Annotated in this window: 23 protein-coding genes; 11 read left to right on the top strand and 12 right to left on the bottom strand. The window is 58.0% G+C overall.

Translation table 11 applies throughout. From position 1 onward, the window contains the following. A partial coding sequence (locus tag PFH44_RS09335) for an aminotransferase-like domain-containing protein (protein WP_283824869.1) occupies positions 1 to 624 on the bottom strand: 624 nt, incomplete at its 3' end. Between the two features lie 157 nt (positions 625 to 781). Continuing rightward, positions 782 to 1,489 (bottom strand): TetR/AcrR family transcriptional regulator, encoded by a 708-nt coding sequence (locus tag PFH44_RS09330; RefSeq protein ID WP_283824868.1) that lies wholly within the window; start codon positions 1,487 to 1,489, stop codon positions 782 to 784. Positions 1,490 to 1,705: 216 nt separating this feature from the next. Between PFH44_RS09330 and PFH44_RS09325 the strand changes: the two genes are divergently transcribed. The 5 genes from PFH44_RS09325 to PFH44_RS09305 all read left to right on the top strand — a co-directional run bounded on the left by PFH44_RS09325 (position 1,706) and on the right by PFH44_RS09305 (position 6,032). Beyond that, the gene (locus PFH44_RS09325; RefSeq protein ID WP_045855226.1) at positions 1,706 to 2,368 is read left to right on the top strand and encodes a DUF3313 domain-containing protein; all 663 of its coding nucleotides are present in this window, start codon (positions 1,706 to 1,708) and stop codon (positions 2,366 to 2,368) included. A gap of 179 nt (positions 2,369 to 2,547) precedes the next feature. Next, a complete protein-coding gene (locus PFH44_RS09320; RefSeq protein WP_283824867.1) occupies positions 2,548 to 3,180 on the top strand; it encodes a paraquat-inducible protein A in 633 nt (210 codons plus the stop codon). Then, positions 3,173 to 3,787, top strand: a complete 615-nt coding sequence (locus PFH44_RS09315) for a paraquat-inducible protein A (protein WP_283824866.1) — start codon at positions 3,173 to 3,175, stop codon at positions 3,785 to 3,787. The genes PFH44_RS09320 and PFH44_RS09315 overlap by 8 nt, the downstream gene beginning before the upstream one ends. After that, entirely contained in the window at positions 3,784 to 5,433 is a 1,650-nt protein-coding gene (locus PFH44_RS09310) for a PqiB family protein (protein ID WP_283824865.1), read from the top strand. Before PFH44_RS09315 ends, PFH44_RS09310 begins: the two co-directional genes overlap by 4 nt. Next, positions 5,430 to 6,032, top strand: coding sequence for a PqiC family protein (locus PFH44_RS09305; RefSeq protein WP_283824864.1), 603 nt, complete (start codon positions 5,430 to 5,432; stop codon positions 6,030 to 6,032). The genes PFH44_RS09310 and PFH44_RS09305 overlap by 4 nt, the downstream gene beginning before the upstream one ends. 111 nt (positions 6,033 to 6,143) lie before the next feature. On the opposite strand, the gene PFH44_RS09300 is transcribed toward PFH44_RS09305, so the two are convergent. Beyond that, complete coding sequence (locus PFH44_RS09300) at positions 6,144 to 6,767, bottom strand: TetR/AcrR family transcriptional regulator (RefSeq protein WP_045855221.1); 624 nt, start codon at positions 6,765 to 6,767, stop codon at positions 6,144 to 6,146. Between the two features lie 338 nt (positions 6,768 to 7,105). On the opposite strand from PFH44_RS09300, the gene PFH44_RS09295 reads away from it, so the two are divergent. The 4 genes from PFH44_RS09295 to PFH44_RS09280 all read left to right on the top strand — a co-directional run bounded on the left by PFH44_RS09295 (position 7,106) and on the right by PFH44_RS09280 (position 10,034). After that, positions 7,106 to 8,503: a cytochrome ubiquinol oxidase subunit I gene (locus PFH44_RS09295; RefSeq protein WP_283824863.1), complete on the top strand. Its 1,398-nt coding sequence runs from the start codon at positions 7,106 to 7,108 to the stop codon at positions 8,501 to 8,503. Next, on the top strand, positions 8,503 to 9,513 hold the full coding sequence (cydB, locus tag PFH44_RS09290) for a cytochrome d ubiquinol oxidase subunit II (protein WP_283824862.1): 1,011 nt from the start codon (positions 8,503 to 8,505) through the stop codon (positions 9,511 to 9,513). Before PFH44_RS09295 ends, cydB begins: the two co-directional genes overlap by 1 nt. Further along, complete coding sequence (locus PFH44_RS09285; RefSeq protein WP_072051800.1) at positions 9,513 to 9,638, top strand: DUF2474 domain-containing protein; 126 nt, start codon at positions 9,513 to 9,515, stop codon at positions 9,636 to 9,638. Before cydB ends, PFH44_RS09285 begins: the two co-directional genes overlap by 1 nt. Positions 9,639 to 9,800: 162 nt before the next feature. Continuing rightward, a complete protein-coding gene (locus PFH44_RS09280) occupies positions 9,801 to 10,034 on the top strand; it encodes a DUF2554 family protein (protein ID WP_045855218.1) in 234 nt (77 codons plus the stop codon). A gap of 12 nt (positions 10,035 to 10,046) precedes the next feature. On the opposite strand, the gene PFH44_RS09275 is transcribed toward PFH44_RS09280, so the two are convergent. The 5 genes from PFH44_RS09275 to PFH44_RS09255 all read right to left on the bottom strand — a co-directional run bounded on the left by PFH44_RS09275 (position 10,047) and on the right by PFH44_RS09255 (position 17,228). After that, positions 10,047 to 12,011, bottom strand: a complete 1,965-nt coding sequence (locus tag PFH44_RS09275) for a peptidase U32 family protein (RefSeq protein WP_283824861.1) — start codon at positions 12,009 to 12,011, stop codon at positions 10,047 to 10,049. Between the two features lie 235 nt (positions 12,012 to 12,246). Beyond that, positions 12,247 to 12,795: a helix-turn-helix domain-containing protein gene (locus PFH44_RS09270; protein ID WP_283824860.1), complete on the bottom strand. Its 549-nt coding sequence runs from the start codon at positions 12,793 to 12,795 to the stop codon at positions 12,247 to 12,249. A gap of 49 nt (positions 12,796 to 12,844) precedes the next feature. Further along, complete coding sequence (gene araC / locus PFH44_RS09265) at positions 12,845 to 13,726, bottom strand: arabinose operon transcriptional regulator AraC (RefSeq protein ID WP_045855215.1); 882 nt, start codon at positions 13,724 to 13,726, stop codon at positions 12,845 to 12,847. Between the two features lie 86 nt (positions 13,727 to 13,812). After that, positions 13,813 to 15,192 (bottom strand): MFS transporter, encoded by a 1,380-nt coding sequence (locus tag PFH44_RS09260; RefSeq protein ID WP_283824859.1) that lies wholly within the window; start codon positions 15,190 to 15,192, stop codon positions 13,813 to 13,815. Then, entirely contained in the window at positions 15,189 to 17,228 is a 2,040-nt protein-coding gene (locus PFH44_RS09255; RefSeq protein ID WP_283824858.1) for a beta-galactosidase, read from the bottom strand. The genes PFH44_RS09260 and PFH44_RS09255 overlap by 4 nt, the downstream gene beginning before the upstream one ends. A gap of 211 nt (positions 17,229 to 17,439) precedes the next feature. On the opposite strand from PFH44_RS09255, the gene PFH44_RS09250 reads away from it, so the two are divergent. Continuing rightward, positions 17,440 to 18,606, top strand: a complete 1,167-nt coding sequence (locus PFH44_RS09250) for a benzoate/H(+) symporter BenE family transporter (RefSeq protein ID WP_283824857.1) — start codon at positions 17,440 to 17,442, stop codon at positions 18,604 to 18,606. Here PFH44_RS09250 and PFH44_RS09245 read toward each other — a convergent pair. After that, a complete protein-coding gene (locus PFH44_RS09245) occupies positions 18,583 to 19,452 on the bottom strand; it encodes a helix-turn-helix domain-containing protein (RefSeq protein WP_045855211.1) in 870 nt (289 codons plus the stop codon). The two genes, PFH44_RS09250 and PFH44_RS09245, sit on opposite strands and share 24 nt — an antisense overlap. 182 nt (positions 19,453 to 19,634) lie before the next feature. On the opposite strand from PFH44_RS09245, the gene PFH44_RS09240 reads away from it, so the two are divergent. After that, positions 19,635 to 20,531, top strand: coding sequence for a DMT family transporter (locus tag PFH44_RS09240; protein WP_045855210.1), 897 nt, complete (start codon positions 19,635 to 19,637; stop codon positions 20,529 to 20,531). An 85-nt stretch (positions 20,532 to 20,616) separates the two neighbouring features. On the opposite strand, the gene PFH44_RS09235 is transcribed toward PFH44_RS09240, so the two are convergent. The 3 genes from PFH44_RS09235 to hxlA form a co-directional block, all read right to left on the bottom strand. Next, a complete protein-coding gene (locus tag PFH44_RS09235) occupies positions 20,617 to 21,285 on the bottom strand; it encodes a DUF3313 domain-containing protein (RefSeq protein WP_283824856.1) in 669 nt (222 codons plus the stop codon). Positions 21,286 to 21,464: 179 nt separating this feature from the next. Beyond that, on the bottom strand, positions 21,465 to 22,028 hold the full coding sequence (hxlB, locus tag PFH44_RS09230; RefSeq protein ID WP_045855208.1) for a 6-phospho-3-hexuloisomerase: 564 nt from the start codon (positions 22,026 to 22,028) through the stop codon (positions 21,465 to 21,467). A 10-nt stretch (positions 22,029 to 22,038) separates the two neighbouring features. Beyond that, a complete protein-coding gene (hxlA, locus tag PFH44_RS09225; RefSeq protein WP_045855207.1) occupies positions 22,039 to 22,671 on the bottom strand; it encodes a 3-hexulose-6-phosphate synthase in 633 nt (210 codons plus the stop codon). Positions 22,672 to 22,679 lie beyond the last annotated feature (8 nt).

The raw sequence follows: 22,679 nt of genomic DNA, 5'->3' as shown, positions 1-22,679 counted from the left end.
CGCCTGCAGCGCGCCGTAGAAGCAGGGATTTTCCACCACCACCCAGTCGCCAGGCTCCGTAACCGCCTGCAGGCTGAGGTTGAGCGCCTCCAGCGCGCCGGCGGTGATCACTATCTCGTCCGGCGAAATGTTCATTCCCTGCAGCGCGTAGCGGCGGGCAATCGCGTGGCGCAGCTCGTCGTTACCCGGCGGCAGGTTTTCAATCACGCTCATCGCCGTTGCGGTTTTGCTGACCTGGGCCAGGGAGCGGTTTAGCTGCTGGAGCGGAAACAGGCGCGGATCGGGAAAAGCGGAGGCAAAAGGCAGCATCGAGGCCTGGCGGCTGGCCTGCAGCACCTCAAAAATGTAGGTATTAATGTCCACCGATTCATGGCGGGTCACCTGCGCCGGCGGCGCCGGCTGGCGCGACTTAACCGGCCTGGGCGCAACGTAGTAGCCCGACTGCGGACGGGCGATAATTCGCCCCTGGCTCTCCAGCAGCTGATAGGCGTGGCTGACCGTCATGAAACTCATTCCGCTGCTGACCACCTGCTCGCGCAGCGAGGGCAAGCGGTCGCCGGGCTGCCAGACGCCGAGCGCAATCTGTTCGGTCAGCTGCTGTGCCAGCTGTTGGTACTTTTTCATAGGTGAGTCCGCGGATGAACGTTGTGGCCTATAGTATAACAGCTGATAAAAAATGGCAGTTTATAAAAACTGTTATAGATGTAGCTAAAGCGCCGCCTCGCTATCAGGACCGCCGCGCAATCCGACATGGAGGAGGAAGATTGCCAAAAGCACGCCGTTATTTGTCCCCAGGACCGGCGCTATCGCCCGAATGGCAACCGCTGCTGAACAAGGCGCCCGAAGCAGCCGTGTGTTCGGCCGAATATTTCTCTTTTGCCCTCAAGGCCAGCGCTCCGTCGAGAAAAAGATCTACCGACTCCCTGGCTGATTTCCGTATCTGGCACACGCTGACGTGCGGCTTCTCTTTTAACAACAGATTAATTGCGATGATATTATTCAGCAGTGCAAAATACTGACACGACAGCAGGCCGGGATCGCCAAAGCGAATCTCGCGATGCTGCATGGCGCTATCAATAACATCCGTCAGGATCTCATGCACCTGCCGCAGACCCGCCTCAAAGAGAAGAGCCGTCAATCCTCTGCCGGGAAGCTCGCTTACCGTGCGACGTAAAATATCCAGCACATTTTCGCCATTGCGTAAAACCAACAGCATCTGTACGGCGAAACGCATAAGTCGCCTTCTGATGCTACAGGCATCCGTTTTGAGCAGCACGGATACCGCCCTGTGGAGATGTCCGTAAGCATAGATGCGGATAATTTCACTCAGGAGCGTCTCGCGATCCCGGAAATGATAACAGAGCATTGTTTGCGGGCAGTTTATCTTCAGGGCGAGCAGCCTGAAAGAGAGCGCATCATATCCGGCCTGACCAAAAACGGCGGCAGCTTCGCGGAGAAGCCGTTCGCGACTTCCGTTCTCAGTTCCCATATTTCCCCCTCGTCACTCATAAGCCGATACGCAATGTCTTATCGGGAAACATTTTCTTGACATGACATTCACGCTGGATCAAAACTATACCGTACAGTTCAGAAATAAACAAAACCTGACTTGACGACCCGCTTTTGAAACAGGTCCGGATTTCTGCGCTACCGGCGGCCTTACCCGAGGCTTAAGTCATAAACGTCTTATTTTAAGGATACTCAGATGACCACTTTCTCACGGGCAATACGCCTGACTTTTATGGCTGCGGTCGCGCTGCTCGCGGGCTGCGCGAGCAACGATCCCGTCCGTTATGCTGGCCTCGACTCATCCTCGCACCTGACCCCCAACACCGGCGACGAGTCCGATCGTATCCCCTTCCGCTACGGCCCCGGGGTAGACTGGAAAAAATACGACAGCATCATTATTGACCCCGTCACGATTTATCAGGGACCTGACAATCAGTTTGGCGATATGCCGCAATCTGACCGGCAGAAGCTGGCCAGCGACATGCAGGAGAAATTTTCTGCGGCATTACGCCCCCGCTTTCGTGAGGAGACTGCCGCCTCCCCAACAACCCTCCGTCTGAAGCTGACGCTCACCGGCGCGGATACCACCACTCAGTTTGTCGGAACCGTTACCAAATTTGACCTCGCCGGCGGCCCCTACAATATCGTTCAGGCTATCCGCGGCGGACAGGGCATGCTGAGCGGGTATGTGAACTATGCCGTCGAAATTTATGACGCCGCAACCAACAGGCTGCTGCACGCCTATGTGGCAAAACAGTATCCGAACGCGATGAATATCTCCGCCACCTTCGGCTCTCTGAGCGCGGCGGAGGTAGGGATTGAAAAAGGTGCGCAAGAGCTGGCGGAAACCCTCAAATAGCGCGCTCAGCTCAACGCCTCAGCGGGTGAGTTCGGACATAACGCCGGGATGTGGGTCTGGCTTCAGCCGCTGCGTTTACCGGCCTCTCCAGCGACAGCGTCAGATGACATCGCTTCTCGATTAAAGGCGGCGGCCTGCAATATTGGCCGCCCCGTAACTTAACGCTGCTGATAAAACCCATGAAAATATACCCTCATCTTATCGTTTGTCCGCTATGCAGCGCCCTCTACCGCTATCGTTCTGACGGCTCGGGCACTACCGCATGCTGCGAACGCTGCCATACGCTGCTGTGGCAGAACAGAAGCCCCGCCCCCCTCCTGCTGCTGCCGCTGACCCTGGCTGCGCTTATCACCTTTTCACTGGCATGCCTTTATCCGGTCATGATGATTAGTTTTCATGGCGCCAGGAATGAAATCACCCTCTGGCAGACCGCATGGGCGCTGACGCAGGCGGGGAGCTTCCCGCTGATGGCGATATTAACGGCCTTTCTGCTGATTATGGCCCCGCTGATGCAAATCCTGCTTCTGCTGTGGCTGCTCGCGTTTGCCCATTTCAGACGGCGGGCGCCGGGTTTCATCTCGCTGATGAAAATCCTCAGCTGGCTACGCCCCTGGAGCATGGCGGATGTTGGCGTGCTGGGCTTTTTGATTGCTGCGATTAAGCTATCTTCGCTGCTGGACGTGGCTCCCGGAGCCGGCGGCTGGGCGCTGGCCGCCTCCGTAGTACTGATGATTATCGTCAACAGCTACGACCTGCGGCCCTTATGGATAGTATGCCCGGCGGCGGCTTCAGCAGAGAGGGGCTATGCGTAGAGTCCTGCTTGCCCATCAGGCCGGGGTTACCGGCTGCCGCTGTTGCCGTCTGGTGTTTCGCCCAACGCCGGAAACCACGCAATATTGTCCCCGCTGCGGTTCGCGGCAGCGCCCTCCTGACAGAAAAAGCCTTGGTCGCTCATGCGCCCTGCTCATCGCCGCCGTTATTGTTTACGTTCCGGCAAACGTTTTGCCCGTGATGTTTACCCGCCTGCCTGGAGGTGGAAAGGAAAGCACGATTATGGAAGGGGTGGTGGATTTCTGGCATGCCGATTCGTACGGAATTGCCGTAATTATCTTTATTGCCAGCGTGGCGATCCCTTGCATGAAGTTTTTTTCCATCGCCGCGCTGCTGGTCAGTTCTGCAATCCGCAGTCCGTGGGCCAGAAGAGAGCGAACCCGGCTTTATCATATTACGGAATGGATTGGCTGCTGGTCGATGCTCGACGTCATTGTCGTCGCGACCGTCAGCGGACTGGTTCAGTACCCCTCCCTGAGTGAAGCAGAACCTCGGGCTGGGATCCTGTTTTTTGGTCTGGTCGTGTTTCTGACGATGCTATCCGCCTTAAGTTTTGACCCGAGATTAATCTGGGAAGGTGATGAATGAAGCAAATGCTGCCGGGCGAACCCGCGTTGATCCGCCACAGCTGGCGCAATGTTCTGATATGGCTGGTGCCGATAATTGCCTTGCTGACGGGCCTTTCCATGCTGCTGCAAACAAAACTCACCGAGGGGCCGGAGATCGTCATTTCGTTTCGCAGCGCTGCGGGCCTGGAGGCAGGAAAAACGACGGTCAAATATAAAGATGTCAACGTCGGGACGGTCAAAGAAATTATCCTCAGCGCCGATAGTTCAGAGGTGCTTGCGCGCGTTCAACTGGCAAGAAGCGCTGAGAGCCTGATCCGCAAAGATACCCGCTTTTGGGTAGTCAGGCCGCGTGTCGGTATCAGCGGCGTCAGCGGCATCGATACGCTTCTGTCAGGCCCGTATATTGGCATGGACAGAGGGAAATCAACCGAAAGCGAGCGTGAATTTCGCGGGCTTGAAACGCCTCCCACAATCATCAGCGATGTTCAGGGCAGCCAGTTCATTATTGACGCCGCCGACCTGGGGTCACTCGATATTGGTTCGCCGGTTTACTACCGCCGGGTGCAGGTAGGCCGGGTAGCGTCATACCATCTGCGGGAGGACGGGGCCGGCGTCACTCTTAACGTTTTTATTGACGCGCCCTATGACCGACTGGTCGCGGCTGATACGCGGTTCTGGAACGTCAGCGGGATTGACCTTTCCGTGGGCGCTGACGGCGTGCGCCTGAAAACGCAAACCGTGGCCACCATTATGGCAGGGGGTATTGCGTTCGCATCCGTCGCTCATAGCGATCCTCAAGGCGCCGGGGAAAGGGTCCGCTACGCTCTTTTCGCCGACCAGGCAAGCGCGCTGGCTCAGCCGGATGGCCCTGCCATTGCGTTCAAACTGCGCTTCGAACGCTCTCTTCGCGGCCTTGCCGTCGGCGCTCCGGTCCAGTTTTCCAGCGTGGTGGTTGGTCGGGTAACCTCTATCGATCTCGATTACGCTCCGACGGGCTATCGCTTTCCGACTATCGTCGGCATTAACGTCTATCCGTCCCGCATTGGTCCGCTTGTGAAAAAATTGCCCCATCCGTCGGGAACCGAGGATATGGAGCGCGTCGCGGCGCTTTTCGTCCGCGATCTGGTCGCGCAAGGCCTTCGCGCGCAGGCGGTTCCCGGCAGTTTACTGACCGGCCAGCTTTTTATTACGTTCGATTTTATCCCCGATGCGCCGAAGGTCGCCTTCGATCTGGCCGCTCGCCCCCTTCAGCTTCCTACCGTCAGCGGCGGCCTGGATAAAATTCAGGATCAGGTCGCCGGAATTGTCGCAAAAGTGAATCAGCTGCCGCTGGAATCTATCGGCAACAATCTCGACACCACGCTCGCCGGGCTCAGTAAAACGCTGCGGATCGTTAACGGCGAGACGCTGCCGGTGGCCAACCGGCTGCTGAAACAAACGCAAAATACGACCGCAGACGTGCAGGACCTGATAGCTGAGGACTCCCCCCTCATGGCCAACCTGATGCAGGTACTTCAGGAGACCGGCAGGACCTTAAGGTCGCTGCGCGACCTGACAGACCAGCTCGACCGTCATCCGGAAGCCTTGCTGCGGGGAACACCGCAGGACCCTGAGCCTGAGATTCCGCCGAAAACCGCTGATTTTAACCAAGGGAAAAGCCAATGAAACTGCTGCCGTTTATTTTCACACTGGCGATGATTTTCGCCATCAACGGCTGCTCCTCTCCGCCGATCGGCAACCACACGCTACAGCTGCCCGCGCCCCCTGCCGGCCCGGCAAAAAGAGCGGCCTTTGTCGTTGAGCTTCTGCCGATCGGCGTTCCGCCGCCGCTGGATATCAAGCAGGTCGTGATACGTCAGAGCGACAGCTCAATGCTGGTGCTCAATAATGACCGGTGGCTGAGTCCGCTGAGCGAGGAGATGCACTCCGCCCTTTCGCCCCAGATAGCCCAGCGGCTTGGCACTCAGGATGTTTCTGGCTTGTCGAAGACGGATGAACAGCAGCGGGTGAGGATACAGATACAGATTCGCCGTTTTGATCTCTGGCCGGGGAATCGGGTTCGTCTTGATGCAGACTGGAGCCTCTCAGCAAGGAGCGGCGATCAACGGCGACGACTCCTCTGCCAGAGCCAGCTAACCCTGAGCGCGCCCGATGACTATTTACGGCTTTTCCCGCTCGCCCAGCGGCTGGTCAATCAGCTCGCGATCGCGATTGCAGGCACGGCTGAAGAATGGGCCGACTCAGCACGGTCGACCTGCAGGTAACATGACGCGAAGGGGCGTAAAAGCGGCTTAATCCGGGAGGATCCCGCGCTGATGCCTTGCGGGACCGGAACGTGAACGCGCCGATTCCGTAAGGCCGCCAGACCGTTTCGCTTAATCATTTCGTGGAAGAGCGCCATAAAGAAACAGGTGCACCCCGTTTCTGACCATCTGGTTGATTTTGGCGGTGCTATAGTGCGGTAAATCGCGTTTGAGGATCATGGCATCGGCCTCGGCCTTTACCAGGGCGGTGAACTGGGCAGCCCTTGTTACCGGGTCGCCTTCCGTCAGTTCCCCCTTACTCATCGCTTCCGCCAAAACCACAGAAAGCGTCCCCATGCTTTCGCTGACCCCTGATTCGATAAAAAGGGAGCCAATGTCAGAATGCCCGGCCTCGCCGATGACCACCCGGTAAATCTGTAGCGCCTGGTTATCTCCGGCAAGCACCTGCAGCATGCGCTCGCCAAACCGGATAAGCTTTTGCTCCAGCGTCAAACCGGCATTTTTAGCATCAAGGAGATCGCTTGCCGCCTCGCTCAGAAAACGCGTGCTGTAGGTACGAACCACCGTTTCAAAGAGCTCTTCTTTCGAAGAGAAGTAGTTGTATAGCGTCGCCTTAGAGCCGCCAACGCGTTTTGCGACTTCATTCATCGAGGCACGCTCGTACCCCATCTCCTGAAAAATAGCGGATGCGGCATTAATTATGGCTTTTCTTCGCTCTTCGGTCAGCGTTCTCATCTCTTCCCCTCACATAAGTAAACCGACATGTTCAGTTATTAGAGCGACAGTAGCATAAAATCAGAGCGCAATAAAATTTTTCATAGCCCGCAGATTATTATAAATTCGCGCTATTTATCCCCCATCTTCCCCTGCTGCCAGCCCGGCAAACCGCTCATTGCGCATCGTCGACACAGCATCGGCTGCCCACATTCTTAAACCACCGCGGCTCTGTTCTGCAGGGAAAAATCCATAACAGTCTCGCGACTGTTATGGGAAAAAAGAGCCTTTCTGCCTCTGCAACCGCCAGCGGGCGGCGCCTAGAATTGCGCTGAATCAATTTTGTTGCGGAGCACTGCATGTTTGGTCTTGATGCATTCCACCTGGCGCGAATTCAATTCGCCTTTACCGTGTCGTTTCACATTATCTTTCCCGCCATCACCATCGGGCTTGCCAGCTATCTGGCGGTGCTGGAAGGGCTGTGGTTAAAAACTAAAAATCCCGTCTGGCGATCGCTGTACCACTTCTGGTCGAAAATTTTCGCCGTCAACTTCGGCATGGGCGTCGTCTCCGGTCTGGTGATGGCCTATCAGTTCGGCACCAACTGGAGCGGATTTTCTGAGTTCGCCGGCAGCATTACCGGGCCGCTGCTGACCTATGAGGTGCTGACGGCCTTCTTCCTCGAAGCCGGGTTCCTCGGCGTGATGCTGTTCGGCTGGAACCGCGTCAGCCCCGGCATGCACTTCTTCGCCACCTGCATGGTGGCAACCGGAACCATCATTTCCACCTTCTGGATCCTCGCCTCCAACAGCTGGATGCAAACGCCGCAGGGCTTTGAGGTGGTCAACGGCCAGGTGGTGCCCGTCGACTGGTTTGCAGTGATCTTCAACCCCTCATTCCCCTACCGCCTGCTGCATATGTCTGTGGCGGCCTTCCTCAGCAGCGCGCTGTGCGTCGGCGCCTCGGCGGCATGGCATCTGCTGCGCGGGAATCAAACCCCGGCCATTCGCGCGATGTTTTCGATGGCCCTGTGGATGACGCTGATCGTCGCCCCCATCCAGGCAATGATTGGCGATATGCACGGCCTGAACACGCTTGAGCATCAGCCGGCAAAAATTGCCGCCATCGAGGGACACTGGGAAAACCGCCCTGGGGAACCGACGCCGCTGCTGCTGTTCGGCTGGCCGGATATGCAGCAGGAACGCACCCGCTACGGCCTCGAAATTCCGGCGCTCGGTAGCCTGATCCTCACCCACAGCCTCGATAAACAGGTTCCGGCGCTGAAGGAGTTTGCGCCAGAGGACCGCCCCAATTCGACCATTGTATTCTGGTCATTTCGCCTGATGGCCGGCCTCGGCATGCTGATGATCCTGCTCGGAGCGCTGGCGCTGTGGCTGCGCTACCGCCGGCGGCTCTGGTACTCGAAGCCCTTCCTGCGCTTTGCGCTTTGGATGGGGCCATCGGGGCTGATCGCCATCCTCGCCGGCTGGGTGACCACCGAGGTAGGCCGCCAGCCGTGGGTTGTCTATGGCGTGCAGCGCACCGCCGACGCCGTTTCCGCCCACGGCGACCTGCATATGACCATCAGCCTGCTGACGTTTTTCGTGGTCTACAGCTCGGTCTTTGGCGTCGGCTATAGCTATATGCTGCGCCTGATCCGCAAAGGCCCGCAGGAGGTCAATCCGCCGGTAAGCGGCACCCCGGCGCGCCCGCTTTCCGCCGCCACCGGCCATATTGAGCATAAGGAGTCCCACTAATGGCTATCGACCTGTCGGTAATCTGGTTTGCCATCATCGTTTTCGCCACCCTGATGTATATCGTCATGGACGGCTTCGATTTGGGGATTGGCATTTTATTCTGCACCATCCGCGACCCCGAGGATCGCAACGTGATGGTGAACAGCGTGGCCCCGGTGTGGGACGGAAATGAGACCTGGCTGGTGCTCGGCGGCGCGGCGCTGTTCGGCGCCTTTCCGCTGGCCTACGCGGTCATTATCGACGCGCTGGCGATCCCGCTGACGCTGATGCTGGTTGGCCTGATCTTTCGCGGAGTGGCCTTCGAATTTCGCTTCCAGGCCACGCCGTCGCACCGGCCCTTCTGGGACCTCGCTTTTCTTGGCGGCTCCCTGCTGGCAACCTTTGCCCAGGGCGTGGTGGTCGGCGCGGTCATTAACGGCTTCCCGGTCAGCGGCCGCGCCTTTAGCGGCGGCATGCTCGACTGGCTTACGCCGTTCACCCTGTTTTGCGGCCTGGGGCTGACCATCGCCTACGCGCTGCTGGGCGCCAGCTGGCTGGTGATGAAAAGCGAGGAGCCGCTGCAGGAAAAGATGCGCGGCGCGTCGCGGGCCCTACTGCTGGCGCTGCTGGCGGTGATTGCAGCGATCAGCCTGTGGACCCCGCTGGCGCAGCCCGCTATCGCCGCGCGCTGGTTCAGCTTACCGAACCTCTTTTTCCTGCTGCCGGTTCCGCTACTGGTGCTGGTACTCAGCGTCTGGCTGTGGCGGGCGTTAGGCAGCCGCGACCATCACGCGCGGCCTTTCCTGCTGACGCTTGGGCTGGTGTTCCTCGGCTTTAGCGGGCTGGGGATCAGCGTCTGGCCGCATATTATTCCGCCGGCTATTACCCTGTGGCAGGCCGCCGCGCCGCCGCAGAGCCAGGGATTTATGCTGGTAGGCGCGGCGCTGATTATTCCGGTGATCCTTGGCTATACCTTCTGGAGCTACTACGTATTCCGCGGCAAAGTTCAACACGGTGAGGGGTATCATTGATGAATCGATTATGGCTTAAGCAGATGGTCTGGATGGTTGCGCTGTGGGGCGGCAGCGTGCTGGCGCTGGCGGCGGTGAGTATGGGTTTTCGCCTGTTAATGACCGCAGCCGGGCTAAAAGTCTAGCGTTTTATCTTAACCGTCCATCAACCGGCAGCGCATCTGCCGGTTTTTTTATCTTCCGTCAGCCGGCGCTGACAGAGCCTTTTCCCTTCTTTGACTGACGCAGAAAAAAACTCAACAACCGGCAGGCATAGTGGCTGCACTCGCCCCCATACGGAACAGGATATGATCAGGAGATGCGTTTCGACCTTACTGCTGCTGTGCGCGCTCTTTTCCGGCCACCTGCTGGCCCGCCAGCAGGGACACGACTACTTCCCGGTCCCCAGCCTCGAACAGCGACTGCTGCACGAGGCCGATTGCGACGAATTACGCAGCCAGTACGACGATGCGGCGTCGAACCTGCGCGAACAGCACCGCTGGCAGAACGCCCGCCGGGCTAAAACCTATTCCCGCAGCTAGTCCCGGCGCCGATCAGGCGCCTTTGCGTTTGGGCAAGGTTTTCAACAGTTCGTCCGGGCTGACGGAGGCGACGATACTCCCCGGAAGCGGCATTTTCAGAATATGGTTCTTCATTTTGCCCACCACGTGCATTTCGCAGGGACGGCAGTCAAACTTCAGCGTCAGCACCTCGTCGCCGTGAATCAGCTGCATCGGCGTGGCTTTCCAGCTCTTAATCGACCCCTTAGCCTGTTTCGGGCACAGGTTAAAGGCAAAGCGCAGGCAGTGCTTGGTGATCATCACCGGCACGTCGCCTTTCTCTTCGTGCGCTTCATAGGCGGCATCAATCAGCTTCACGCCGTAGCGCTGATAAAACTCACGCGCCTTGTGGTTATAGACGTTCGCCAGGAACGAGAGATGGGTTTCCGGATAGACCGGCGGCGGCACGGACACCGCCTTGCGCTGGCCGCGAGGCGCGGCGTCCAGGCGCGCCCGATCGAGACGCTCTACCGTTTCGCGACGCAGCTGATTGAGCAGGCCGTTGGGCACAAACAGCGCGCCGGGCAGCGCGATCTCAACGCTGCGGGCGAAATAGATGGTCTGGCCTAATTTCGCCACCCCGTCGCGCAGGTTGGCCAGCGCCTTATCGGCCTGGGTCGCTTCGGCAAACTCGCCGTCGAGGGTGTGGGTCACGCTGACGCCGTCCTCGCAGGTCATCGTCAGCACCAGCTGTTCCTGCCAGCCGCTGAGGGTGATATCTACCGCAATCCGCCGCTCGCTGGAGGTCTTTTGCAGCGCCTGCTGCCAGTTGTGGTCAAGATTGCGGTTCAGCGCCTGATGCGGGCGTGCCTTGTAGAGATCTGCCGGCATTTCGTTTGGCCATACGCGGTAGCGGTTTTCACCGGTTTTCTCTACCGTATTGGCGCGAAAACCGACGATTTCGCGCTTGATCATCACGTTCAGGCCGTCGCCGTTGGTCAGCGCTTCGCTCACCTCGACGTCAAGATGATCTTTACCCACCTTCAGCACTTCGCCCACCGGAAGGCCGATAAACTTCGGCGAATCGAACGCGCCGATATCCCCTTTACGCGCGTTGACGAAATAGTCGGTGCTGCCGCGATGGAAGGTTTTATCCGTGGACGGCACGAAGAAGTGCTCGGTGCGTCCGGCAGAGGAGCGCGCGAGATCGCCCCGGTCTTCAATGATCGCGTCCAGCATCTGACGATAGTGGGCGGTGATGTTCTTCACGTAGCTCATGTCTTTGTAGCGGCCCTCAATCTTGAAGGAGCGCACGCCGGCGTCGATCAGCTGGGCCAGGTTGGCGGTCTGATCGTTGTCTTTCATCGACAGGAGGTGTTTCTCGTAGGCCACCACCCGACCCTGGTCATCTTTCAGGGTATACGGCAGGCGGCAGGCCTGAGAGCAGTCGCCGCGGTTGGCGCTGCGCCCGGTCTGCGCGTGGGAGATATTGCACTGCCCGGAGTAGGCCACGCACAGCGCGCCGTGAATAAAGAACTCAATCGTCGCGTCGGTGTGTTCGTAGATGGCCTTGATCTGCTGCAGATTCAGCTCGCGCGCCAGCACTATCTGGCTGAAGCCGACATCGGAAAGAAACTTCGCTTTTTCAACGCTGCGGATATCGCACTGGGTGCTGGCATGCAGCTCAATCGGCGGGATATCCAGCTGCATCACCCCCATATCCTGCACGATCAGCGCATCAACGCCGGTTTCATACAGATCGGTAATCAGGCGCTGCGCGGGCTCAAGCTCATCATCATGCAGGATGGTATTCAGCGTCACAAAAATCTTCGCGCCGTAGCGATGGGCGAAAGGCACCAGTTCGGCGATGTCGCTGAGGCTGTTGCTGGCGTTGTGGCGCGCGCCAAAGCCCGGTCCGCCGATATAAACCGCGTCCGCGCCGTGTAAAATCGCTTCACGGGCGATCCCGGCATCGCGGGCGGGGCTAAGAAGTTCAAGATGATGGTTTTGCAGGCGCATACGATCGTCGTTATCCGTTATAGGGGGCGAAATGGCGGCTATTGTAGTCAGAAGTAGGCAGAGACCAAAACAATTTCCGCCGTCGCCGCGGGGCGAATTTTCAGATTCTGGCAAAGCATTGAAGGAAAAGGTATTTCCCAGCGAAAACGGCGCAGGGTAAAGTCACTGCGTATTCCGGATTTTCCTCGTCACGTTGTGGATTGTTTTATCATCAGTCATCTTGATTGGCCGCCGGCTAACCCCCGGCGGCTTTTTCTTTGGGGTAGTGAATGAGCGAATGAAAATGGGCCGTCTGCGCGCCGCTGTTGCGATAGGCATGCGCCAGGTCGCCGGCAAAGCGCCGCCCTTCCCCCGCCTGCAGGCTGTGCCACTGCCCCTCAAGGCACAGCTCCAGCGCTCCGCTTATTACCACCACGTGCTCGATCACCCCTTTTTCATGCGGCGTTGACTCGCTGAGCGCGCCGGGAGCGAGGGTGATAGAAAAATGGTCAAAGCGCAGCTGCGGATCCCACGGAAAAACGGGCGTCACCACCATCGCCTGCTGCTGCGGGTCGAAAGCGGCCGGCGCGTCGGAATCATCGGCGACGATAAAGGTCGAGAAGGCCACGTTCAGCCCGGTGGCAATTTTCCACAGCGTCGCCACGGTCGGGCTGGATTCGTTGCGCTCAATCTGCCCGAGCATCGCCTTCGACACCCCGGTCTCCTCCGCCAGGCGCGACAGGCTCCAGCCGCGCTGTTGACGCAGCGTTTTCAGGGTTGCCGCAAGATGTTGCGCAATATTCATTCCACCTCCTGATTTTCTCAGCGGAAATTATACGCGTATTAATATGATTCTACAGGGCGTTTAATTGCGAAAAGCGCCTGCGGTACTCCCGGGGTCCGACGCCAAACTGCTGATTGAACAGGCGGGAAAAATAGAGCGCGTCGTCGTATCCCACCAGCTGAGCGATATGCGCAATCGTCAACTGCGCGTGCTGCAACAGCAGCGACGCGCGGTTCATGCGCTGCTTTTCTCGCCAGGCGAAAATCGTCATTCCCGTCTCCTGGCGGAACAGGTGCGCGAGCCGCGACGGAGAAAGAAACGCCCGCGCCGCCAACGTGTTGACGGTGATTTTCTCCTCCAGATGCTCATCCAGATACTGACAGATGGCGATGATGCGCGGGTCAAGCGACAGGCAGTTGCTCCCCGGCTGCAGCTTAAAGCAGTGGAGTAGGATCTTTTCCAGGCAGTTAACCGCCAGAATCGCGTCCAGCCGATCCGCCGAAGAGTAAAGGCGAATCACCTCTTTAAAATCGCTCTTCAGGCGCTGAATAAAATCAGCGTCGCTGCTCTGGGTTATGCCGACGTCGTGCCATTGGCGATCCCATTTCAGCCAGTCAATCCAGTACGGGCGCGGCATAAAGTAGATCCACAGGTGCTCCCAGCAATCGCTTTTCGCCTCGCGGCCATAATGATGAGGGCAGCCAGGGGGAAACAGCACGACATCGTTGGGACGACAGATAAAGGTTTCGTTATTACGATGAATCACCCCTGCGCCGCGGAGGGTGATATTAATGATATACCCTTTCATTCCCCGCTCGCGCTGAATAAAGGTATCCAGCCTGTTGCCCGGGAAAATGGGCGTATAGCCGGCAACCAGCCAGGCGTTAAAGGTAAAACTGCGCATTAATGGCGAATAGATAATCAGATCATCATCCATCGTCTCTGTATTCATTGTCGGCAACCACATCGCTCTCTAACCCATGTTCCGTATTCTGCCTGCATTAAAACGGGGCGCAACCGCGAGATTGCGCCCTGAGATTACTCCGCCAGTTTTCCCTGCGAAAGGTCTGCCTCGACCTTCTCGTAGAGCGTATCGAGGCGATAGAAATACATAATCGCCATATTGATAAGCGCCAGGCCAAAGGGAAACGCGATGAATAGAAACTCAATCATCGATACCACCTGCGGCGACTGCACGGCGTTACCGCCGCTGATAAACCCCGCCGCACCCAGCATCCAGCCGACACTTGCGCTGCCCAGCCCCATTCCCAGCGTCTGCCCGAGGGTTCCGGCGCTGAAGAGGATGCCTTCAATTCGCAGGCCAGTTTTCCACTCGCCGTAATCGATGGTATCGGCGAGGAAGGCAAACATCGTCGCGCCGATACCGCAGAATCCGACGCTGCGTACGGCTGTCGCGAGGATGATAAACAGCGAGTTGGTTTTATCCAATAGCGGCAGCAGATAGGCGATACTGCACACCGTTAGCCCCAGCAGCGCCAGGTTGCGTTTGCCAAGGCGCTTAATCAGCCAGGGAATCACCAGCAGCGTAATCAGCCCGGGCGTATATTGTGCGAGGCTGATCCACGACATCAGCGACAGGTCCTGCAGGATATAGCGCGAGTAATAGACGCTGACCGTTGAGAGCGCCGTCAGGCTGGTAAAGGTGATCAGCAGATAAAAGAAGATCATTAACCAGTAGCGGTTGCCGATTATCGAGCGCACCACCTCCCGCGTTTGGATATGGTGCCGGTTTTCCTTATTCACCGGTTTAATTCGCTCACGGGTCCAGGCACCGGTCAGCAGCAGGCACAGGGCGGTGAAGAAGCCAAATATCGCAAAGACTACGATCCACGCCGTCTGGCTATTGCCAAGAGCCGCCACCATCGGCAAGGTAAAGACGCCGACGGTCAAGGAGCCGCAGGTAGAGAGCCCTTTGCGAAAGACGCTCAGGACGCCGCGCTGCCAGGTATCGCGGGTGATTAACGCCAGCAGCGAGCCGTAGGCGATATTGTTGGCGGTGAAAAAGATATTCGCCAGCAGGTAGGTCACGCACACGTAGACGATCTTACCGCTGTCGCCAATGTCGGGCACGGTGGCCATCAGGAATGCCGACAGGCCGAAAGGCACCGCCGTCCAAAGCACCCACGGCCGCGCCTTGCCCAGCCGGGTTTCCGTTTTATCGATACGGATCCCGACAAATACGCAGATTACGCCATCCACTACCCGGGCAAAGAACATTAAAGAGCCTATCAGGGCCGCGGAAATTCCGACAACATCGGTATAAAACCATGCCAGAAACGTCACCATCATCGTATAGGTGAGGTTCGTGCCGTAATCCCCTAAACCAAACGCCAGGCGCTCGCGAAAGCCGATCCGATCGTCAGCGGAGGGCTCCCGCTCAATGGATAAAGTACTCATGGTTGGTTCTCCAGCAGAATAATTTGCACATCCCAATCGCCTAAATGGATCTCATCCCCGGCATGGATATTTTCGCCGCTAAATAAATTGCGTCCGGCGGGCGGACTGAATTTAACGCGCTGCGGCTCTGCGCTGTAGTTAAAGTAATAAATCAGCTGCTGGTTATTCTCGGCAAAGCCCTGACGCATAATGACCGGAAAGATTATATTCTCATCAGCTATTCCCGCGAGCGCAGTCTCAGCCAGCGCGTGACGGAATATTTCAGCTAAGACCTCGGCAGATAAATGGCAGCCGATATAGGTTGCGCTCCCCTGTTCAAAACGATTAAAGGTTACCGCCGCATATTTATGCCAGTAAGGATGATCGTAGCGGGCTAATACCGTCGCGCCCGGCTCCGGCTCCAGCAGCTCTATCCAGTCATGTACCCGGGTATCAAGCCCCGATAGCGACAGGTGGCTCGACGTCAGCCCGGTGCGCTGTGGCGCAACAAAAAGCTGATAGCGGGCGCCGACGGCCGAAGAGATAATTCCCGGCTGCGCGCAGGTGCGCACCTGCATATTTTCATCAGCGAATGCGGACTTAAATGAGAAAATGGCATGGCCGCCCTGGCTGATATAGTCGTTAATCTGCCGGAGCTTTTCATCGCTCACCGTATAAAGCAGCGGGAAGACCAGCATCTCGTATTGAAATATTCGCGGATCGTCGACCGCCAGAATATCCACTGCAATATTCATTCGGTACAGCGTGTCATAGTACAGACGGAAAATGTCATTGTACTGATGCTGCGCATCGCGGGAGAACTGATGCCCGCGCCACGGATGCCAGTCGATTGCCGTCAGGCATTCGTTACTCACCACCAGGGCGATACGGCTTTTGCGCGAATACGCCATCACCTGCGGCGCGAAATCGCGCAGTTCAGCCCCGGTCTGGCACACTTCCTGATATACCGGGTTGGGCTGCAGATCGTGGCTTAAAATCCCCTTCCAGTAGGTTTCGTATGAGTTATGCAGCGAATGCCAGTGCCAGTAGCCAATCAGCCCGGCGCCGCTGGCGACGTGGCTCCAGGCCTGCAGCCGCAGCTGTCCCGGGAACGGCGTCCACTCCTTGAAGGCCTGGGCCTGAGTCTCCAGAACCAGGTAGCGGCGATCTTTGGTCACCCGCGCAATATCGCCGGCAAAGGCGATTTCCGCCCCCGTTAAGCTAAACTGGCTGGGATGATAAACATCTACCCCGGTAATATCGACAACCGCAGAGGTTTTAAAATGGTCGACCTCCGCACGGATCCCGTACGACCAGTTGCGCCAGTCAAAATCAAAGTTGTGGGTGATAAACTGGCGGTCGCTTTTATACTCCCGCACCAGCTCTGCCTGCCAGCCGAGAAAGCGGGTGACCAGCGAACGCTGAAAGGCGCTGAACGCACTGCCGAGGCTGGCGTTAATCGTCCCGGTCAGCGACGGGAAATCCTCCCAGGCGTCAATGCGGTTGCTCCAGTAATCCAGGCCGAAGGCGCGGTTCATTTCAGCCAAATTATTATTAAAGCGTTTCTTCAGGTGCTTGATAAATTCAATCTGCACGTTTTCAGAACAGCTGTCGTAATATTTTGTTTCGTTATCGATCTGAAAACCGATCGTCGCCGGGTGATCGGCCGTTACCTTTAATAGCTGGCGAATAATCCGTTCGGCATACCATAAATAGGCGGGGTGGGTAATATCCATTTTTTGCCGGTGGCCGTAGTTATTTTTACCCTGAGGCGTTGTCGCCATCACCTCCGGATGTTTTTTCGCCAGCCATGCGGGAATAGCGTAGGTCGGAGTACCGATAATCACCGCAATATTATTTTCATACATGGCGTCGAGAACCGTGGTGACCGAACTGAAATCAAACTCCCCTTCCTGCGGCTCAAAGGTACTCCAGGTACTTTCCGCAATCCGCACGTAATTAATACCCGCCGCTTTCATCAGGGCAATATCTTCCTGCAAGCGCTCCTCTGCTAAATATTCACGATAATACGCTACGCCGTACCAAAACTTTTCCATTTCTCGCTCCTCTTTGTTACCGGAAACATATCGCACAATCTTGAGAAGCGGATGAAATTAGCTGCTGGCAACATAGAGCAATCTGCTATCGCCGCCGGGAGTCGATAGCGATCACATTTCTGCAGCGGCGGGCGGTACCGATCGATCCACTTGTGCGCTATAGCGCACAGTGATACATTTTACCGGACGTTATAACGCACAAGAGGTGATCATGCGCTCGTTCTCCCTACCGCTGCCGACGCTGCTCGCCGGCTTTATCGCGGTGCTGGTCGGCTACGCCAGCTCTGCGGCCATTATCTGGCAGGCCGCCGCCGCCGCGGGGGCCGATGCCGGACAAATCGCCGGCTGGATGACGGCGCTGGGTTTGGGTATGGGGGTCAGCACCCTCGCGCTAACCCTGTGGCGTAAGGTGCCGATCCTCACCGCGTGGTCCACCCCCGGCGCGGCGCTGCTGGTCAGCGGGCTGCAGGGCGTGACGCTGGAGCAGGCGGTCGGGGTGTTTGTTTTCGCCAACGCCCTGATCGTGCTCTGCGGGGTGACCGGCCTGTTTGCCCGCCTGATGAAAATCGTGCCCCACTCGCTGGCGGCGGCGATGCTGGCCGGGATTTTGCTGCGTTTTGGCCTGCAGGCCTTCTCCAGCCTGCAGGGTAATCTGCTGCTCTGCGGCGGCATGCTCGGCGCCTGGCTTATCTGCAAGGCCCTGCTCCCGCGCTTCGCGGTCGTCGCCGCCCTGCTGGTGGGGGGCGCTATCGCCTGGGCCAGCGGCGAGGTGAGCGCTGAACATCTCAGCCTCTCGTTCGCAGCGCCGACGTTTATCGCCCCGCAGTTTACCCCCTCCCTGCTGCTCAGCGTCGGGCTACCGTTCTTCCTCGTCACCATGGCGTCGCAAAACGCCCCCGGCTTCGCCACGCTGCAGGCCTCCGGCTATCCGGTGCCGGTGTCGCCGCTTATCGTGGCGACCGGCGGCCTGGCGCTGCTGCTGTCGCCGTTTGGCGTTTACTCCATCTGCATTGCCGCGATCACCGCCGCGATCTGTCAAAGTCCGGACGCCCATCCCGACCCTCAGCGCCGCTGGCTTGCGGCGGCGGCGGCCGGCGGGTTTTATCTGCTGGCGGGCGTTTTTGGCGGTTCGATTACCGCGCTGATGTCGGCCCTGCCGGTTGCGTGGATCCAGATGCTCGCCGGGCTGGCGCTGCTGGGTACCCTCGGCGGGAGCCTGTTTCAGGCGCTGAATCATGAAAGCGAGCGCGATGCGGCGGTAGTGACCTTTCTGGTCACCGCCAGCGGGGTGACGCTGGCGGGCATTGGTTCCGCCTTCTGGGGGCTGCTGCTGGGCGGAGTGAGCTTCGCTCTGCTATCGGCGCTGCGCCGCGCGTAGCTGCGACGGCGTCAGGCCGGTGGCGCCTTTAACGCGGTTGCTGAAATGGCTGGCGGAGCTAAAGCCGCAGGCCAGGGCGATATCGGTCAGCGAACGAGCGCTGTGGCAGATAAGCTCCTGCGCGCGGAGCATGCGCCGCTGCATGACGTACTGATGCGGCGCCATTTTCATCGACTGGCGGAACATGCGCGCAAAGTGATATTCGCTGAGCGCCGTTTCCTGGGCCAGGTCGGCCAGCGTCAGCGGCTGGTCAAGATTCTCTTCGATCCACGCCAACAGCGTGCGCAGAACGTGCGGCGCCAGGCCGCCGGTAACCGTTGGCAGGCGCCACTGGACGTTCGAATAGTGCTGGATAAGATGGGTCAGCAGCAGCGTGCTGGCGGAGCTCAGGGTCAGCTGGTTGGCCTGCTGCTGCCAGTCGTAGTCGAGGAGAAACTGACGATAGACCGCGGTGATTTTATCATCCTGGGAAAAGGTCTGTTCCTGCAGGCTAAACGAGGCCGGGCTGCGGTCCCAGATCTGCTCCCCGACGCGTCGCAGATGCGCATCGGTGCAGTAAAGGTGGACAAAAGAGAGGTCGCCGCGGATATCCCAGGTGCTCTCCGCCCCCTTTGGCATCAGGCAGAAGCGATCCGGCCCGCCGCCGTTTTTCCAGCCCTGCGGCGTTTTCTGATAGCTTTCGTAACCGTCGGCAACGTACAGGCTCAGCGTGTGGTGGTCGCTACGTACCGTCACCGTATCGAGGTTGTTGTACCACGCCGCCAGCTGAATGCCGGAGTTCAGCTCCACCGTTTCCCGCAGCACGGCTTTTTGTCGACGTAATGTTTCGAAAGTCCCGTAAGCCATAGCCTTCACAAGTCAGATTCCGCAAACCCGTAGTCTATGAAGAGTCGACGGTGGATACCAGACCTCCCGCCCTCTTAAAGCAAAATAAGCGCAAGAATTTGCAAGTCCGTAACAAGATGGTGACAGCGACGCGCGCGATAAGCCGTCACACTGCCCGGGAGTGTTCTTACGGGAGAGATATTTTGAACGCATTACTCTATGGGCTGGTCGTCGTTATCTGGGGCACCACGTGGATTGCCATTTTTCTACAGCAGGGGCCGGTTGCCGCGCCGGTATCGATTTTTTGGCGCTTCGCCGTTGCCAGCCTCACCATGCTGGCGATTCTGCTGGCTACCCGCCGCCTGCGCCCGCTGGCGTGGCGCGATCATCTGTTCTGCGTCCTGCAGGGCTGCTGCGTGTTCTGCTTTAATTTCTGGTGCTTTTACACCGCAGCGGCGCATATCAATACCGGGCTGGAGTCGGTGATTTTTTCTATGGCGGTGCTGTTTAACGCCGTCAACGGCTTTATTTTCTTCCGCCAGCAGCCGCCGGGTCGTTTCTGGCTCGCCGCCGCGCTGGGCCTGGCCGGGATCGTGACGCTGTTCTGGGACGATCTGCTGCAAAACGGCCTGAACGCCTCCCTGCTGTGGGGAATTGGTCTTAGCGCGCTGGGGACCTACGGCTTTTCGCTGGGGAATATGCTCAGCATCCGCCACCAGCGCCGGGGTCTGGAAACGCTGACCACCAACAGCTGGGCGATGCTCTACGGAACCCTGGTGATGGGCGCCATCGCCCTGATACGCGGCGACGATTTTTCTCCCCAGTGGACGCTGAGCTACATGGGCGCGCTGCTCTATCTGGCCCTCTTCGGTTCCGTTATCGCCTTCGGCGCCTACTTCACGCTGGTCGGGCGAATCGGCGCCAGCAAGGCGGCCTACAGCACCCTGCTGTTCCCGCTGGTTGCGCTGACCATCTCGACCTTTTATGAAGGTTACGTCTGGCACGGCAATGCCGTCGCCGGACTGGCGTTGATTCTGGTGGGTAATCTGGTGATGTTCGCCCGGCCGGAGCAGCTTTTCCTGCGCCGCAGGCTGGCGTAAACGGCGGTCGCTCTCCGCGCTTCCCGGCGGCTCAATAGCGCCGGGAAGACGATCGTTCGCGCCGTCAGCGTACGGCGCGGCGGGCTTACCTCTGCGTCGGGTCGAATTTCACCGCGTCGATAGCCATGTCGTCGATAACCTGCTTCAGGGTATCAATGGTCAGCGGCGTATTTTCGTTGGCCAGGTCTTTCCCCTCACCTTTACGCACCACTTTGATCACCGCCTTGTTGGTGGCGGCATCAATCAGCTCGCCTTCAAAGTAGAGGCTGGTATCCATCGTACGGTGCCCGGTTGCCATTTCGGTCCCCGCAACCACCATCGCCACCGGCACCACTTCATAGAACTGCAGACCCTCTTTGCTGGAGTCCACGCCGGTGATCGCGCCGCGGAAGATCAGGCTGCGCGGGCCCGCGGTGGTCGCCAGCGGTTTACGCTCGGCAATCGCCTGCTTCATCTGCTTATTGGTGTAGTTAAGAATATCATTTAGCGCCTTAGCCCCAACCTGGGTAGAGGGTTTAGGGATCGGGTAATAGGTGATTGGGTTGTAGACCACGTTATCGTAGTTCTTCGGATTGTAATCCGGGGAGATCCAGCGCAGTTCCGGTTTACCGGACGCCGAGGTGGTCTCTTTTAAACTGGAATAATCTTTTAAAAAACCTGAATACCGATCCGGTTGGGCTATTTTAGCCGCACAGCCGGTTAAGGCTAACAGACCGGCAATGGCGGCAGCTTTAAATATAAAATGAGTACGCATGATGAATCCTGTAAATGCAGTTGTCGGCAAGGTTTATAGCAAAGCAGCAGGGTAAGTGTTGTGACAAAAAGGGTGAAATGCCAGGCGTTGGCAAAAATAAATCCGCCACGGTGGGCGGATTTATTTCAGGCTTGAGAATAATACTATTCACGATCGCAGCCGCGCATCGGCCGACGGATTTATTCCAGATTTGCGTGGCGGCTAAACATCTGCGCATCGCTTTGCGCCGTTTTATCTTTCAGATAAATAATTACACTGTCATATATAAGCCAGCTTAATTGTTCAAAAGAAGATCCGCTGGGTTGAATGGTCGCCGCCTTTGTCGATGACTCCGCACTTTTGGCCGTAATGCCGGGAATACGAATCGCCACATCCGCCAGCCGGCCTATCGTGTGGTGCGGATAAATGGTTAGCGTCGCAATCCGCGCGCCCTGCCCGCTGGCTTTCTGCGCCATCGTCACCAGGCTGCCGGTTTCTCCCGACCCCGACCCGACAATCAGTAAATCATCTTGCTGAATGGACGGGGTGGTCGGCTCCCCGACGAACCAGACGCTAAAGCCCAGATGCATTAATCGGTTAGAGAAGGCCCGCGCGGCAAATCCGGAACGTCCGGCGCCGGCGACAAAGATACGTTCGGCCGTGAGGATCATCTCACCAAGTCGCGTCACCGCATCACCGTCCACCTGGCGGGCGTCTTCGGCCAGTTCTGAGATAATAGCAAGCAGGTTATCGCAGCTTTTCATCATCATCTCCTTAGGCGTTAACCATCGCCGCTTTAATCAGACGGGCTTCTTCCAGCGGATCCTCGGCGCGGGTTATGGCCGAGCCGACAATCACCACGTCCGGTTTTAGCGCCACATAGTCCGCAATCGTCCGGCTGTTGATGCCGCCGGCAACGGAGATGCGCGAATACCTGGCATGCTGTTTGATAACCCGCAGGTCTTCCAGCGGCTCTCTTCCCGCCGCCTGCTGATCGGCGCCGGTATGGACGGCAAGATGTCGGACGCCAGCGTCCTCCAGCTCGCGAATGCGCGTTGGCAGATCGTCAACGCAAATCATATCAACAACCACATCGCGGCCGGCCTCTTCCGCCGCCCTCAGGCAGGCCTTCACCGTGAGAATATCGGTGACGCCGAGCGTTGTTACGTAATTTGCCCCCGCATCAAAAGCCAGCTTACTTTCGAAGTAGCCGCCATCCATAATTTTCTCGTCGGAGAGCAGCTCCTTCTCGGGAAAGCGTTGGTGAAAGCGCTGAACCGCCGCCATGCCCTGGGAGATGACAAACGGCGTACCGATTTCAATGATATCCACGTACTCACGGAGTTTTTCCGCCAGCGCCAGCGCCTCTGCAAGAGGTAATTCATCCAAAGCTAATTGCAGTTTCATCGTATCGT

Origin of the sequence: Klebsiella sp. Ech2A (assembly GCF_030078455.1) — a bacterium.
Lineage (GTDB): Bacteria > Pseudomonadota > Gammaproteobacteria > Enterobacterales > Enterobacteriaceae > Klebsiella > Klebsiella terrigena.
This window is presented reverse-complemented; position numbering and strand designations above follow the sequence as displayed.